This is a genomic window from Arthrobacter sp. B3I4 (assembly GCF_030816855.1).
Taxonomy (GTDB): domain Bacteria; phylum Actinomycetota; class Actinomycetes; order Actinomycetales; family Micrococcaceae; genus Arthrobacter.
Window position 1 is genome coordinate 2,785,599 of the sequence record NZ_JAUSYK010000001.1, and the last position, 13,939, is coordinate 2,799,537.

At 66.9% G+C, this 13,939-nt stretch carries 13 protein-coding genes; 4 read left to right on the forward strand and 9 right to left on the reverse strand.

The genetic code is table 11. The annotated features are described in order from the left end of the window. Positions 1-89 precede the first annotated feature (89 nt). The 4 genes from QFZ61_RS13240 to QFZ61_RS13255 form a co-directional block, all read right to left on the reverse strand. Positions 90-1,013, reverse strand: a complete 924-nt coding sequence (locus QFZ61_RS13240) for an acetamidase/formamidase family protein (RefSeq protein WP_307036747.1) — start codon at positions 1,011-1,013, stop codon at positions 90-92. 215 nt (positions 1,014-1,228) lie between these two features. Further along, positions 1,229-1,420, reverse strand: coding sequence for a hypothetical protein (locus tag QFZ61_RS13245; RefSeq protein WP_307036750.1), 192 nt, complete (start codon positions 1,418-1,420; stop codon positions 1,229-1,231). 972 nt (positions 1,421-2,392) lie between these two features. Continuing rightward, positions 2,393-3,664, reverse strand: coding sequence for an FAD-dependent oxidoreductase (locus QFZ61_RS13250; RefSeq protein ID WP_307036752.1), 1,272 nt, complete (start codon positions 3,662-3,664; stop codon positions 2,393-2,395). Beyond that, positions 3,657-4,994 carry an aromatic acid/H+ symport family MFS transporter gene (locus QFZ61_RS13255; protein WP_307036754.1) on the reverse strand — a complete coding sequence of 446 codons (1,338 nt, stop codon included), beginning with the start codon at positions 4,992-4,994 and terminating at the stop codon, positions 3,657-3,659. The genes QFZ61_RS13250 and QFZ61_RS13255 overlap by 8 nt, the downstream gene beginning before the upstream one ends. 48 nt (positions 4,995-5,042) lie before the next feature. On the opposite strand from QFZ61_RS13255, the gene QFZ61_RS13260 reads away from it, so the two are divergent. The 4 genes from QFZ61_RS13260 to QFZ61_RS13275 all read left to right on the forward strand — a co-directional run bounded on the left by QFZ61_RS13260 (position 5,043) and on the right by QFZ61_RS13275 (position 8,680). Further along, complete coding sequence (locus QFZ61_RS13260) at positions 5,043-5,864, forward strand: IclR family transcriptional regulator (protein ID WP_307036756.1); 822 nt, start codon at positions 5,043-5,045, stop codon at positions 5,862-5,864. A 109-nt stretch (positions 5,865-5,973) separates the two neighbouring features. Next, on the forward strand, positions 5,974-7,107 hold the full coding sequence (locus tag QFZ61_RS13265) for a cupin domain-containing protein (protein WP_307036758.1): 1,134 nt from the start codon (positions 5,974-5,976) through the stop codon (positions 7,105-7,107). Further along, entirely contained in the window at positions 7,104-7,928 is an 825-nt protein-coding gene (locus tag QFZ61_RS13270) for a fumarylacetoacetate hydrolase family protein (protein WP_307036760.1), read from the forward strand. Before QFZ61_RS13265 ends, QFZ61_RS13270 begins: the two co-directional genes overlap by 4 nt. Further along, entirely contained in the window at positions 7,928-8,680 is a 753-nt protein-coding gene (locus tag QFZ61_RS13275) for a maleylpyruvate isomerase family mycothiol-dependent enzyme (protein ID WP_307036762.1), read from the forward strand. Before QFZ61_RS13270 ends, QFZ61_RS13275 begins: the two co-directional genes overlap by 1 nt. 96 nt (positions 8,681-8,776) lie before the next feature. On the opposite strand, the gene QFZ61_RS13280 is transcribed toward QFZ61_RS13275, so the two are convergent. Genes QFZ61_RS13280 through QFZ61_RS13300 form a run of 5 tightly spaced genes read right to left on the reverse strand, consistent with a single transcriptional unit; the run spans position 8,777 to position 13,772 of the window. Further along, positions 8,777-9,391 carry a TetR/AcrR family transcriptional regulator gene (locus QFZ61_RS13280; protein WP_307036764.1) on the reverse strand — a complete coding sequence of 205 codons (615 nt, stop codon included), beginning with the start codon at positions 9,389-9,391 and terminating at the stop codon, positions 8,777-8,779. A 25-nt stretch (positions 9,392-9,416) separates the two neighbouring features. After that, complete coding sequence (locus tag QFZ61_RS13285) at positions 9,417-10,628, reverse strand: NAD(P)/FAD-dependent oxidoreductase (protein WP_307036766.1); 1,212 nt, start codon at positions 10,626-10,628, stop codon at positions 9,417-9,419. After that, positions 10,628-10,822 carry a ferredoxin gene (locus QFZ61_RS13290; RefSeq protein ID WP_307036768.1) on the reverse strand — a complete coding sequence of 65 codons (195 nt, stop codon included), beginning with the start codon at positions 10,820-10,822 and terminating at the stop codon, positions 10,628-10,630. Before QFZ61_RS13290 ends, QFZ61_RS13285 begins: the two co-directional genes overlap by 1 nt. After that, complete coding sequence (locus QFZ61_RS13295; protein ID WP_307036770.1) at positions 10,819-11,991, reverse strand: cytochrome P450; 1,173 nt, start codon at positions 11,989-11,991, stop codon at positions 10,819-10,821. Before QFZ61_RS13295 ends, QFZ61_RS13290 begins: the two co-directional genes overlap by 4 nt. A 59-nt stretch (positions 11,992-12,050) precedes the next feature. After that, complete coding sequence (locus tag QFZ61_RS13300; protein ID WP_307036772.1) at positions 12,051-13,772, reverse strand: MFS transporter; 1,722 nt, start codon at positions 13,770-13,772, stop codon at positions 12,051-12,053. Positions 13,773-13,939: the final 167 nt, after the last annotated feature.

The following is a 13,939-nucleotide window of genomic DNA, read 5'->3' on the forward strand; positions in this document are numbered from 1 at the left end:
AATCACTGTGCCGGTGGCCGTTGGCATGGGCCGTCTTGTCTTCAGGGCCCTAAACCGAGTGGAACTGGCACTGGCGGGCCAGAACGCGGTCACGTGAGCACACCGTTCGGCAGCACGGCGTGAACGCCCCAGACCTGGTTCGCGACCTGGGTCACCCGCAGATCAACGACAGTGCTCGCGAGAGCGAGTGCCGTGGGCTTGTCCACCGAGTAGATCTGGGTCATCCACATCACCATGGCGTCCAGCGCATCACCCGTCGCGAGGTTGAGGTCTTCGTTGAAACCGAAGGTGATTTTGCCGCCCGGGGACTCGGCGTGGAGCGTCGCGAGCGGCCGGTCCTGCGCGATCTCGACGATGGCCTCGGTGCGCATGGGGCATTCGATGGCTGTGCCGCCGGCCTCACCGTCGCCCTGGGCCGCGTGACCGTCGCCGAGGTAGAGCAGCGCTTCCGGCACCTCGACCGGGATGTAGAGGGTGGAACCGGCGACGAGCTCGCGGCAGTCGATGTTGCCGGCGTTCGCGCCGCGCGGAGGGATGGTCGAATGCTCGCCCTCTTCTGCCGGGGCGAGTCCCATCACCCCGAGGAACGGCGCGAGCGGACGACGGAAGCCGCGGCTCTCCGTGGCCGTACCGAGCTCGGAGTCGAGGTCCCACAGCAGCCACGACGGCGCGTCCGTGCCGATGTCGAGCCGCTTTGTGATCGGGGATTCGCGGGCACCGGCGACGGTCCACCCCCAGTCCCCCGGGCGCAGATCGACGAGGTGCAGCGCGAGCATGTCGCCCGGCATCGCTCCCCGGATCGCGACGGGTCCGGTGAGGCAGTGCCCACGCCGCTCGGCGAACATGCGGGGTTGTTGCTCCCCCGGAGCCGTCTGCCGGGACAGGTAGCCCGACGCGTCCAGGGAGCCTACGACTATCGTGTCCCCCGGATCGACGACGAGAACCGGGCTGTGAGCGCGTGAGTACGAGTCGACGGTGGTTTCGGGCGCGGCGTGGAGCTCGTGGATCGCCAATCGTTTCCTTCTGCATTGCTCGATTGTCGTCAGTTCGACACGGACGTGAGGCGGCCACGCTGATTCTCTTGGAAAGACCAATCAAGCCTTTGCGTTTGTCCCCGTAGTGGGGATTCTAAGCCCCGGGAATCGGTGAGGGCTCTGGCACGCGCGGGTAGTTCTACGCGCACTGACAACAGGACGAACGACGGGGGGACCTCCCGCCGTCGTCCGTTCTAGCTCGACACGTCCTTTTCGATTTCCTCAGCGAGGTCGTCTACCGCTTCGGGCCGCAGGTCGATGCCTGCATCCTCGAGGCGTTCCTCGACCACGTGGCTTACGTCATCTTGGACGTGGCCCAGACGGATCTCATCACGGACGTCTTCGGCGATGCTTTCCACAGTCTCCGCGCTATCAACCTCCTCCACGCTGTCATCATCATGAGGGGCCTCCGGGGTATCAGCTGAATCGGACATACCTCATCGTTGCCGGTCCGCCGCTGGGCGGTCAAGAACCCATTCAGGACAGGCGTGCCAGCTGTTGCTGGCCCCTTGAAGGAGTGGATATGACGGGATGGGACGCCAGCAAGGGCAGAGATACTCAGTAATGTAGCGCGCAGGCCAGTACGGGCAGCCATCCAAGCGCTCCCGGCCATGAGGGGGTACAGCGACACCGCTGTCCAAGTGCAGAGAAGAAGCCGCCAGACCGCAACAGCTACCAACAAAAATAGGCCCCCAACAGGGGCCCATCAGAGAAAATTGTCCAACACTCAGAGGCTCGAAAGCCCCTGACCTGCGGAAACACTGTGCCCGAGGTGGGACTCGAACCGGGTTCCAGGCCCTGAAAAGCCGCCCCTCCCCCGAAAACCTCCGCGATCCGGCCCAGTCCGGCACCAGTACGACCCGATCCGGAGCCTAACGTGTGCACATTGTGCACACCCTCAATTGTTGCTTGGTTCGGCTCCAAGCGGGCGGCCTAAGCGTGCCATCCGGGTGCCATATTCGTATTTCCCGCCCGATTTCACTCCGGCATCAGAGATAGCGGAGCCCTACGCCCCCGAACCAATAACGCTCATGATGGGGACCCCGCCTCATAAGCCGTCGGCCCGGTCAGAATCCATACACGTGCACTGGCCCGCTTGTCGAGAAGTCTACAAAACCGAGGACGGTCCAGTTCCTGATCAGGAGCAACATCCAGCAGAGCAGGGCAGACCCAAGCTGAAACCCAGAGAACTCGATATCCGGGTTTGCGGCGCAATCGCCGCTTCCCGGCTTTCCGTAAGCCCGGGTCGCTCCCCAAATGTGCACATCGTGAGTGTGCTCCGGACCGGACCCGTGGGACCGGTCCGGAGCAGCACATTCTGTTTATCCGACGAGCGGAGTGGCAGACCGCCCCGCGGGTTAGGCGGAAACCCGCTCCGCAATGCTGGGCTGGGCCTCGCGGACCGCGGGCACGCCGTCGCCGTCCTGGCCGTACAGCCAGTCGTTGTACTGGAAGTCGTTGTCCTTCCGGCTCTTGAAGAGCAGGTTGCGCAGGGTCCGTGCCAGTCCGGAGACGTGCCAGGATTCGCCCCAGACGCGGGCGGTGCGCTGGACCCGGGCGGTGCGGCCGGCGCGGGCGTCGTTGAACTCCCTGATGGCACCGTCCCAAGCGTCCGGGTTCACGCCGTCTTCGCTGAAGACCGTGCCCAGGGTGGCGTCCTGCAGCGCGGCGGCGTCTTCGAGTGCCTGGCAGGCGCCCTGGGCGAGGTACTGGAGCATCGGGTGCGCGGCGTCGCCCATCAGCACCATCCGGCCGGCGACCCAGTTTTCGATCGGGTCACGGTCGTACATGGGCCAGCGGATGCCGGTGGCCAGGTTCTTCAGTGCTTCCTGGACGGCCGGGACGCAGTCCCGGTAAGCGGCCTCGAGCTCGTCCACTCCCCCGTACTGCTCTTCGCCGCGCTCGAAGGAGGGGGACTTGAAGACGGCGACGGTGTTCAGCAGCTCGCCCTTGCGCAGCGGGTACTGCACCAGGTGGCAGTCCGGGCCGAGGTAGACGATGACGTCCTCGAGGTCGGCCTTCGGGGTGTCTTCGGTGATCGGGACGGTGCCGCGGTAGGCGACGTAGGCCGAGGAGACGGGCTCGTCATTGGTCACGAGCGGGCGCAGGGTGGAGCGGAGTCCGTCGGCGCCGATCACGACGTCGGCCTCGTAATCCACTCCCGCGGCGGTGTGGGCCACGCCGCGGCCGTTGACGGTTTCGACGCTCTCGACCATCACGTCGTTGACGAGCTTGACGCCGGCGGCTTCGCAGCCTTCGAGCAGGACCCGGTGCAGGTCGCTGCGGTGGATGACGACGTACGGTGCGCCGTAGCGTTCCGCGAATTCCCCGCCGAGGGTCTGGCGGGTGAGTTCCTCGCCGGTGACGGCGTCGCGGAACACGAGGTGCTTGGGCTGGACACCGATTTCCAGGGCCTTTTCCAGTAGGCCCCAGCGCTTCAGGACGCGGGAGGCGTTGGGGGCCATCTGCAGCCCGGCGCCGACCTCGCCGAATTCGGGGGCCCGCTCCACGAGGGTGACGTTGGCGCCGTTTTCACGCAGCGCGAGGGCTCCGGCCAGTCCGGCCATTCCGCCTCCGATGACCAGGACATCGGTGGACGGACCATTGGTGGACAGGACGTGCTCAGACATTGCTTGCTCCTTGCGGGATCGAAAGTTCGGATTTGAGTTTGAGGCCGACGACGACCAGCAGGACCGCGGCAGTGGCGGCTGCGCCGGCGAAGGCGAGGAAATTGGAATTGACGCCCAGCCCGGCGGCCAGCAGGAGGCCCCCGACCTGGGGTGCGGCGACGGCCCCGATGCGGCCCGTCCCCAAGGCCCAGCCCAGCGCGGTGCCGCGCAGGTGTCCGGGGTAGTGGCTGGCGACCGCGGCGATGATCAGGCACTGCGTGCCGTGGGTTCCGACGCCGGCGAGGACGAGCATGACGTAGACGACGGTGACGGACGGGCCGGTCACCAGGACAACGAGTGCACCGGCGGCGACGGCGGCCGCGGCGATCGCCGTCGGAATCGGACCGAAGCGGGTCCCGGCCCAGGCCGTGAGGACCGAGCCGGCCACCGCCCCGAGGTTGAGGGCCAGGGCGAAGGTCAGGGCGGAGCCCAGGTTGTAGCCGGCCAGCTGCATCAGGTTCGGCAGCCAGGTGCCCAGGCCGTACCAGGCGAAGAGCGTGGCGATGGTGGCCAACGCGAACAGCGTGCTAATCCCCAGGTACGGAGCGCGGAGCAAGGATGAGAAGCCGGTCGGGTCCCTGACTATCCGGCCCTTATCGACACCATTTCCGGCGACCATATCAGCGCCAGTCGCCCGGGCGAGGGTTTCCGGCAGGTATTTCAGCCCCAGCGGCACCACAACCAGCAACGCCACCGCGGCGACCAGGAACATCGATTCCCAGCCGAAGGCGGGGATCAGCTGGATCCCGACGAGGGCGGCGATGGATCCGCCGATCGGCACGCCGGACATCATAAGCGTGGCGATCGTGGACCGCCACTTGGTGGGGACCAGTTCCGCCACGAGGGCGTTGGCCGACGGCACCAGGCCGCCAAGACCAATGCCGGCCAGCAGCCGAAGGGCGCCGAAGACGGGGGCGTTGGGGGCGAAGGCGCAGAGGATGGTGAAGACCGAGAAGACGATCGCACAGCCGAGGATGGTGCGGCGGCGGCCCCAGGAATCGGCCATTCGGCCAGCGAAGATCGCGCCGATCATCATGCCGACGAAGGCCATCGAACCGATGGTGCCCGCGGTGGCCTTGCTCAGGCCCCAACCGGTCTCGGACATCAGGGAGGACTGGACGGTGCCATAAACGATCAGGTCGTAGCCGTCGAAGACGACGAGGAGCCAGCAGACGAGCACGGCAGCCGCCGAGGCCTTGGAGAACCGGGAGGCAGGACCGTCAGCTGCGGTAGGGCCGGGAGACCCCGGCGCGGACCGTTGCGGCGCTGCAACAGAGGATGTGTGATTCATGCCACCACTGTCCTAGCCACACAAAGTGAACCACAATACAATTCTGATGTGCAGAACAAGCCATCGTCTCCCTCCGCCCGGAAGCCCGTGCAGAAACGGCCTACCTATTCCATCGAGGCCGTCGACAATGCCCTGCAGCTCCTGCAGCTGCTGCGCGACGGCGGAGCCCTGCGGCTCAAGGACGCCGCCGCGGAGCTCGGCGTCGCCCCTTCCACAGCCCACCGGCTACTGGCAATGCTGGTGTACCGGGGGTTCGCCGTACAGGATGAAAGCCGCCGCTATGTCCCGGGGCCGGCGATGGGCGTCGGGCCCGCGGGGCTGTCCTGGACCAGGCTGCTGCGCACGCTGGCGCAGCCGCACATGGAGCTGCTCTCGGCACGGCTGGACGAAACCGTGAACCTGATGGTGCGGGTAGGCACGAAAGTCCGGTTCCTCGCCACGGTGGAGGGCAACAGCGTCCTGCGCGTGGGTGACAGGCAGGGGACGGTCATGCCAGCCGACAAGACGTCCGGCGGGAAGGCCATGCTTGCCGAACTGGAGCCGGCCATGATCGAGCAGCTGTTCCGCAGCAACAACGCCGAGATCGGCGGGGACAACATTCCGGCCACGGAGTACCCGGCCTTCTTGCGCGAGCTGGAATCCATCCGCAGCAACGGCTTCGCCGCCAATTTCGAGGGCACCGAGGAGGGGGTCAGCGCGCTCGGCATGGCCCTGCACAACCGGCACGGGCACGTCGTTGGTGCGCTCAGCGTTGCCACTCCGGCGACCCGGTTCCGGCGGGTGTTCGACGCCGGACTGGTAGCCGCACTGGGGGAAACTCGCCGGCAGCTGGAGATCGACATCGCAGCCAATCCGGCGGATCCGGACTAGGCACCCGCCGTAGCAATTCTGACAAGCAGAATATGTTGGAGGTCACACTGCCGGCTCCGTATGGTCGAACTACGCCAACGAACTGTTCCGACCTACCGAGGAGGCCCACGTGTCCATCAGCGCAGAGAACACGACCCACGAATCAGTGGCCGCAGCGCACACCGCTCCTGAGCCCACGCCCGAAGAGGCTGTGCAACTGCAGGAGCTGTACCGCGATTTTGACCGGGAGAACCTGATCCCGCTCTGGACCGAGATCGCGGATCTGATGCCGATGGTCCCGTCCCCGAAGGCGGTCCCCCATGTCTGGCGGTGGAGCGATCTGTACCCGCTGGCCGCCCGCGCGGGCGACCTCGTCCCGGTGGGCCGCGGCGGTGAGCGCCGCGCCATTGCGCTCGCCAACCCGGGCCTGGGCAACACCCCGTATGCGACCCCCACGTTGTGGGCGGCCATCCAGTACCTCGGCGCCCGGGAAACCGCGCCGGAGCACCGGCACTCGCAGAACGCTTTCCGCTTCGTCGTCGAGGGCGAAGGCGTCTGGACCGTCGTGAACGGCGACCCGGTGCGGATGTCCCGCGGCGACTTCCTGCTGACGCCGGGCTGGAACTTCCACGGCCACCACAACGACACCGATGAGCCGATGGCCTGGATCGACGGCCTGGACATCCCATTCGTGCACTACGCCGACGCCGGTTTCTTCGAGTTCGGCACCGAGCGCGTCACCGATGAGGCCACCCCGGGCATCTCCCGCTCGGAGCGGCTCTGGGCCCACCCGGGCCTGCGCCCGCTCTCCGGCCTGGACGACACCACGAGTTCGCCCATCGCGGCCTACCGCTGGGAGTACACCGACCGTGCCCTGCGCGAGCAGCTGCTGCTGGAGGACGAGGGCCACCCGGCCACCGTCTCCCAGGGCCACGCGGCCGTGCGCTACACCAACCCCACCACCGGCGGCGACGTGATGCCGACCATCCGGGCTGAATTCCACCGGCTCCGCGCCGGTGCCACCACCGAAGCGGTCCGCGAGGTCGGCTCCAGTGTCTGGCAGGTCTTCGAGGGCCGCGGCTCCGTGGTCCTCGACGGCGAAACCCGGACCCTGGAAAAGGGCGACCTGTTTGTTGTCCCGTCCTGGGCGGCCTGGTCCTTGCAGGCCGAGAGCGAGTTCGATCTCTTCCGCTTCAGCGACGCCCCCATTTTCGAACGCCTGAACTTCAACCGCACCTACATCGAAGGACGCAAGAACGCATGAAACTCCTGACCCTCCGCATCGGAAACGGCTCGACCAAGGCTGTCCGCCAGGACGGCGACACCCTGACCGAGATCGACGGCTTCGCCAACGTCGGTGAGTTGCTGCGCTCGGCAGACTGGGAAGCAACCGCGAAGGCCGCTTCCGGCGCCACCCACCCGCTCGAGGGCGCGGACCTCGACGCCGTCGTCCCCTCCCCCGGAAAGATCATCTGCGTGGGCCACAACTACCGCAACCACATCAAGGAAATGGGCCGGGAAGTCCCGGAGTTCCCCACCCTGTTCGCCAAGTACGCGGAGTCCCTGATCGGCCCGAACGACGACCTGGCCCTCCCGCAGGAATCCGATACCGTTGACTGGGAGTCCGAGCTCGCCGTCGTGATCGGCAAGAAGGGCCGCCGGATTTCCGAAGCCGACGCCGCCGACCACATCGCCGGCTACGCCGTGCTCAACGACGTGTCCATGCGCGACTACCAGTTCCGCACCATCCAGTGGCTGCAGGGCAAGACCTGGGAGAAGTCCACCCCGTTCGGCCCTGCCCTGGTGACCAAGGACGAGTTCAGCGGCGGCCTGATGACCACCGAGGTCGACGGCGAGGTCCAGCAGCAGACTCCCACCAACGACGTCGTCTTCACCCCCGAGTTCCTGGTCTCCTACATCTCCACCATCATCACTCTGAACCCCGGCGACGTGATTGCCACCGGCACCCCGGGAGGTGTGGGCCACGCCCAGGACCCGAAGCGGTACCTGCAGGAGGGCCAGCTCCTGGTCACCACCATCGAGGGCCTGGGGCAGCTGAAGAACCGCGTGGTCAAGGAAGCCTGATGGCTGCCCGCCACGACCAGACGCGCGACCCGGAGCTGCTGGCGGCGCTGCTGCAGGCGCGCCGGGGCACGGCGTTCTTCGCCCGCAAGCTCAACGAGCTCTCCGACGCGGACCTCGACGGCGACTCGCTGCTACCGGGCTGGACCCGCCGCCACATCACGGCGCACATCGGCTACAACGCCCGGGCCATCGCCCGGCTCATCGAGTGGGCGGCCACCGGGGTGGAAACCCCGATGTATCCCTCCACGGACGTCCGGGACCACGAGATCGATTTCGGGGCCACGCTGAGCCCGATCGCGCTGCGGCACCTGTTCGACCACTCCGCGGTGCACCTGAACGTCGAGTGGCGGGACCTGCCCGAGGACGCCTGGCACCACAAAGTCCGCACCATCCAGGGCCGGGAAGTCCCCGCCACGGAAACGGTCTGGATGCGCAGCCGCGAAGTCTGGATGCATGCCGTGGACCTGGACAACGGGGCCGCCTTCCGTGACATTCCGGTTCCCGTCCTCGAACGCCTGCTCAAGAACATCACCGGCGCGTGGAAGACCCGCGGCACCGATGCGGGCCTCGCGGTCAAGGTCACCGACCGCGACCTCACCCTTGGGGAGACGACGTCGGAGTCCCCGACCGTGGTCTCCGGACCGCTGGCAGCCGTCGTCGAATGGGCCGCCGGCCGCGGCCACGGCGGCGTCACCGCCACAGGCCCCGGCACCTCCAACGGCACGGTCCCGGCCGCGCCGAAATGGATCTGAGCCGGCACTTCTAAAAATTGCTAAACCTCGTTGAACCGGAATAGCCCCCTCGCGGAGGGGGCTATTCCGGTTCAATCAGACGTCGTTAGCGGCTGTTCAGCCTTCGTCGCAGAGCAGGTGGTACCAGCTGTCGGCCAGTACCTCCAACGCGTGTTCGCGGTTTGGCTCCAACTTCCGCCGCGTCCAGAGCGTGGCTACGTAGTCGAGCGACGTGAAAGCGAGGGTTCCGCGGATGTGGCGCGTCTCCTCGGTGAATCGTCCGGCGAGCTGCATGCCTCGGACCAGGTCGGAAATGACCTCCTCGTGCCAGTTTTCGACCATGGTGCGGACCTCACGGTCGACGGCGGCGGCCTCGTCGAGGACATCGAGATAGGGGCGGAAGACCGGCCAGAGCGCCGCCCTGGATTCCAACCAGGCAAGAATGCCCGGCAGCTCGCCGGCACGCACCACCTCTACGAGGTCGGCGGCGGTGGAGCCGCTCTCTGGGCCGTCCGCCCGGTCAAGCACCGAGTTGACGCGCGCCATGAAGTCCTTCATCAGGTCACTGCGCGAGGGGTAGTAGGCGTAGAAGGTTACCCTGGTGGTGCCGGCCGCCGCCGCGATCTCATCGATGGTGGTCGCGGCGTAGCCCTTCTCGGTGAAGAGCTCAAGCGCCCGTTCCACGATCATGTCGCGGGTGAGCTTCTTCTGGGCTTCTCGCAACGACGACATGGACCAATCCTAGCGGGGGCGGGCGTCAAACCCGGGCGGGCACGGCCGGCCGCAGCGCCGCCGGACCCGCGTCGGCCAGCCGGCGCAGTTTCGGGATGGGAATCCGGTAGTTCACCGCGGCTGCGGTCCCCGAACCGTCCTGGTTGTCCCAGCGCAGGAGTGCCGACCCGTGTTCCAGGCCGGACTCACTGTAGTCGGGGGCACCCGCCACCGGGGTGAAGCCGACGGCTTTGAGCGACAACCCGAAGCCTTCGGTCCAGAAGTAGGGCTGGAAATTGAACTCGGGTGCGGCGTCGCCCTGCAGCAGTCCGACGGCGGCGACCTTGGCCTGGTCGATGGCACTCGTCCACAGGGGAACGCGCTGAACGCCGCGAAGGGTGGGGAAGAACGCCACGTCGCCGGCTGCCACGATTTCCGGCCGCAGCCGGCCGCGCGAGTCCACGCGCAGCGACCCCTCGCTGAGCAGGCTTGAGCCTGCCAGCCACTCAGTGTTCGGCTCATCGCCGACGGCGGTCACCACGAGATCCGCTTCGAGTTCCCTGCCGTCGGCCAGGGCAACCCTTGCCCCGGCGCCGTGATCGACCAGACGGGCCTTTCCGCCGCGCACCACCCGCAGGCCGCCCAGGATGGCGGCAGTGGTGAACATATCGGCCAGATAGCCGCCGAGCTGTTGCGACAATGGCCTGGCATCGGCGACGAGGGTGACCTCGCAGCCCGAGTACAGGCAACCGGACGCGACCTCCATACCGAGCGGCCCTCCCCCGATCACGATAACCGAGGGGCGCGTGGCGACACGTTCCTTGAGACGGACCGCGTCCTCAATGGTGCGAAGGGTGAACTCCGGGGAGCCACCGTCCGGGCCCGTTCCTGCTGTTCCTGGCGCGCCGGCGAGGCGCCTGGCACGGGAACCGGAGGCGATGACCAGGCCGTCATACGGCAGGTCGCCGCCTCCGTCCAGGAGAACCCGCCGGGCCCCGACGTCCAGGCCCATGGCGCTCACGCCGAGCAGCGCGGTTGCTTCATGGGTCGGCTCGGGGAGCTCGTGCGCGTGGAGGGCATCATCATTCTTCCCATCAACACCATGGAGCAGCGCCTTGGACAGGGCCGGGCGGCTGTAGGGATGGTGGGGCTCGGCCCCAACGACAGTGAGTTCACCGTCGAAGCCGGCCGAGCGCAGCGAGTCGCAGGCCGTCTGCCCTGCAATGCCGTTGCCGACCACCACAATCCTGCGCATCATCAGGCCGCGGCCAGACGCAGTGCGGCGACCGGACAGACCCGCACCGCCGCTTTGGCGGCGTCGAGCTCGGCCCCGTCCACCTCAGCGACATCAATGACCAGTTCGCCGTCGTCGTCGAGGTGCATCAGCTTCGGTGCGGCTTCCTCGCACAGACCGTGTCCCTCGCAGCGCGGCCGGTCCAGTTCGATCTTCATGCTGCCACGACCCTTTCCACCTGGAGCAGTTCGAAGCTCCGGGTGATGTTGCTTGGCTCCCGGACTTCCTCGGTGACCGTCAGCGTCTTCACCCTGCGGGCAAGTGCCTCGATGATCGCATGTGCTTCAAGTTTTGCCAGGCCCTGTCCGGCGCAGCCGTGCGGTCCGTAGCCGAAGGAGAGGTGGTCCACCGGGTTGCGCAGGACGTCGAAGACGTCCGGGTTCTCATAATGCCGCGGGTCCCTGTTGCCGGCGCCAAAGAGGATGCCCACCTGGGCTCCGGCCGGAATGGTGACTCCGTCGATTTCGACGTCGCGGGTCGCCTTGCGGCCCCAGATGTGGACCGGCGACCAGTAACGCAACACCTCGGCAAAGGCCGCGGGGACAAGTTCCGGGTTCTTCCTGACCCGTTCGAACTGCTGGGGGTGGTGCCCGAAGAGCGCAATAGTATTTCCGATCGCGGCGATGGTGGTGTCCACGCCGGCGCCGAGGTACTGGTGGATGATGTGCCCGGCGGTGCCTGCGGGAATCTCTCCCCGGGTCTCCGCGTCGAAGATGCCGCGGCCGATGGAGCCGGGGGCGAGGTCTTCGGCAGTGACGGATGAGCACCAGCCGTAGAGCTCGCCGGCGATCGGGAAACTTTCCTGGGTGCGCTGGTTCAGCGGCCCGATGACCTGCATGGCGGCTTGGCCCCAGCGGAGCATGTTCTCTTTGACGTGGCCCTGGAACCCGATCAGGTCGGCCACGATTTCGATCGGGAAGGCGCGGGCCAGGGAATCGATGGCTTCGAAGCTGCCGCTGGCGGCCAGCTCGGCAACCAGCGCGTCAGCCTTTTCGTCGATGACGACTTTCAGTCCGCGGAGGGCGCGGGGGGTGAGGTTCTGCGACAGCGTCGCACGCAGCTGGGTGTGGAGGGGCGGGTCGGACGCCAGCGAAGTACCCTGCAGCGCCTCATTCACCATGGGGTTGAAGCCGATGCTGGTGGAGGAGAACGTTTCCGGGTCCCCGAGGGCGTCGCGGATGGCGTCATAGCGGGTCAGGACGTAAAGGTCATTCTTGGGCAGGTGGACCACCGCGGCCTGCTCACGGAGTGACGCGTAGGTGGGGTACGGGTCGACCAGGATGTCGTCATCCCAGATGTCGATGTCGGATTCGATGGGTGCGGTCACGGTGTTCTCCCTGTTGATTGATCGGTTGCGTTGAATGGTCGGTTTCCGGGCCGCCGGACTCAGACGGCGGCCTCGGCGTTGGCTTCGGTGGTTTCAGCGATCGCGTCGGGCGTCGGCGCCGAGGACCGGGCGGAAATGAAGAGGGTGAGCAAGGCGGAAAAGGTCGCCGCGATGCCCGCGGCAAGGTAAACAGTCTGGAAGCCCTGGCCCAGGGAGACACCCGCGGCGCCCTGGATCTGCTGCTTCGCAGTACCGAGGGCCTGGACCATGCCATCGACAGCCTGGGCGGGTGCGCCGCCTGCGGCAGCCTGGCCGGAGAACTGCGCGATCACGCCGTCCCAGCCGGAAAGGAAGCCTAGCGGGGGGACGTTCGACAACCCGGTGACAGCCTCGGCGGGCAACCCTGCCCCGCCGAGGATCCCAGCGAGGGGACCGGCGAAGACGCTGGCGCCGACCCCGAACGCGATGGCTGAGCCGATCACCGGTCCCAGTGCGAAACCGAGGTCGCGCAGGAGGTTGGTCGTGGCGGACGCCATGCCGATGTGGTGCGGCGGGACGGTATTGATGGCAACGGCGGTGATGGATCCGACCGTGAGCGCGAACCCGATGCCCAACAGCAGGAGCGGGGTAATGAACGCCGTCCACGGAGTTCCGCCGAAGGCCTCGGGGGCACCCAGGGCGAACGTCGAGAGCCAGAAGGCGGAGACGGCCATGAAACCGAAGCCGGCGGTCAGCACCCAGCGCGGGGCGACATGGTGGATCAGCCAGCCCACCACCGGGATGAACGCGAAGGCCGGGCCCTGGATGAAGACAAACAGCACGCCGACCTTCCAGGCTTCGGCGAGGGCGAGCCCGCCGACCGCGACGCTGGTGCTGAAGCAGACCGCAAGGAAAGCGAACATACCGGTGACCGCAACGATGCCGGTGATGGAGTAGGCGCTGTTACGGAACAGCGACAGGTGGATCAGCGGCTGCGGGGTACGCATCTCGATGACGACGAAGGCCGCCAGTAGAAGGCCGCCGACGACATAGCTGGCGATCACCTCGGCGCTGCCGAAACCGGCGTCGACCGCCTGCACGGTGGCGAAAAGGACAGCGATCAGGCCCAGCGCAAGCGTCACCTGGCCGGGCAGGTCCATCTTGCGTCCCTCGGCGGCTGCCGAATCCTTCGCACGGACCGCAACGATGAGGACGGCGACGGCGATCGCGGCTGCGACGTAATAGGCGACGCGCCAACCACTGAAAGCGTTAGGCGCGCCTGGCCCGGCGCCCGGAACGGTGAAGGCCGCGGCCGTCAGGCCTGCCAGGGTGGGCGAGATGACCGCACCCAGCGAGAGGAACCCGGCCCACGTTGCGATCACTTTCGCCCGGGCGCGGTGGTCCGGGGTGATCGCCGCGATCATGGACAGCGAAATCGGGAACAGAATGCCGGCCCCGATGCCGCCAACCGCCTGCGCCGCGATCATCATTTCGGTGCTGGACGCCAGTGCCGCCAGGACGGAGCCGACGACGCTGACCACGGCGCCTGCGTACAGCAGCTTCTTGCGCCCGAGCATGTCGCCCAGAAGTCCCCAGCTGAGCTCAAACACCACGATGCCCATCATGAACATGCCTGCAATCCAGGTCAGCCCGGCGCCGGAGGTGTGGAATTCGACGGCGAAGGTGCCGTTGAGGGCGCCCGGCAGGGCGTTGGTGATCTGGGCCAACGCGACCGCGCTGTAAGCGGCGACGAACGTGGCCCGCACCGAGCCGCGGCTCGAGACGGAGGGGGTCTGACTCATCGATGAAACTCCTTTGTTTCAAAAGTTGGTGTGGCGCTCACCACAGTTTGGAGTCCATCTTTACAAACTGTCAAGATCACATACGCAACGTTGGCTTCATAAACACTTCCGGTGGAATTCGGCTTGACTTACGTTCCGACTACTTCCTTGACACAATGTAAAGCGTT

What these genes read in the sequence shown, in the direction of transcription:
- QFZ61_RS13270 (WP_307036760.1), top strand. Translation starts at nt 7,104, where the DNA reads ATGAAACTCCTGACCCTCCGCATCGGAAACGGCTCGACCAAGGCTGTC.
- QFZ61_RS13255 (WP_307036754.1), bottom strand. Translation starts at nt 4,994, where the DNA reads ATGAATCACACATCCTCTGTTGCAGCGCCGCAACGGTCCGCGCCGGGG.
- QFZ61_RS13275 (WP_307036762.1), top strand. Translation starts at nt 7,928, where the DNA reads ATGGCTGCCCGCCACGACCAGACGCGCGACCCGGAGCTGCTGGCGGCG.
- QFZ61_RS13300 (WP_307036772.1), bottom strand. Translation starts at nt 13,772, where the DNA reads ATGAGTCAGACCCCCTCCGTCTCGAGCCGCGGCTCGGTGCGGGCCACG.
- QFZ61_RS13285 (WP_307036766.1), bottom strand. Translation starts at nt 10,628, where the DNA reads ATGATGCGCAGGATTGTGGTGGTCGGCAACGGCATTGCAGGGCAGACG.
- QFZ61_RS13280 (WP_307036764.1), bottom strand. Translation starts at nt 9,391, where the DNA reads ATGTCGTCGTTGCGAGAAGCCCAGAAGAAGCTCACCCGCGACATGATC.
- QFZ61_RS13250 (WP_307036752.1), bottom strand. Translation starts at nt 3,664, where the DNA reads ATGTCTGAGCACGTCCTGTCCACCAATGGTCCGTCCACCGATGTCCTG.
- QFZ61_RS13290 (WP_307036768.1), bottom strand. Translation starts at nt 10,822, where the DNA reads ATGAAGATCGAACTGGACCGGCCGCGCTGCGAGGGACACGGTCTGTGC.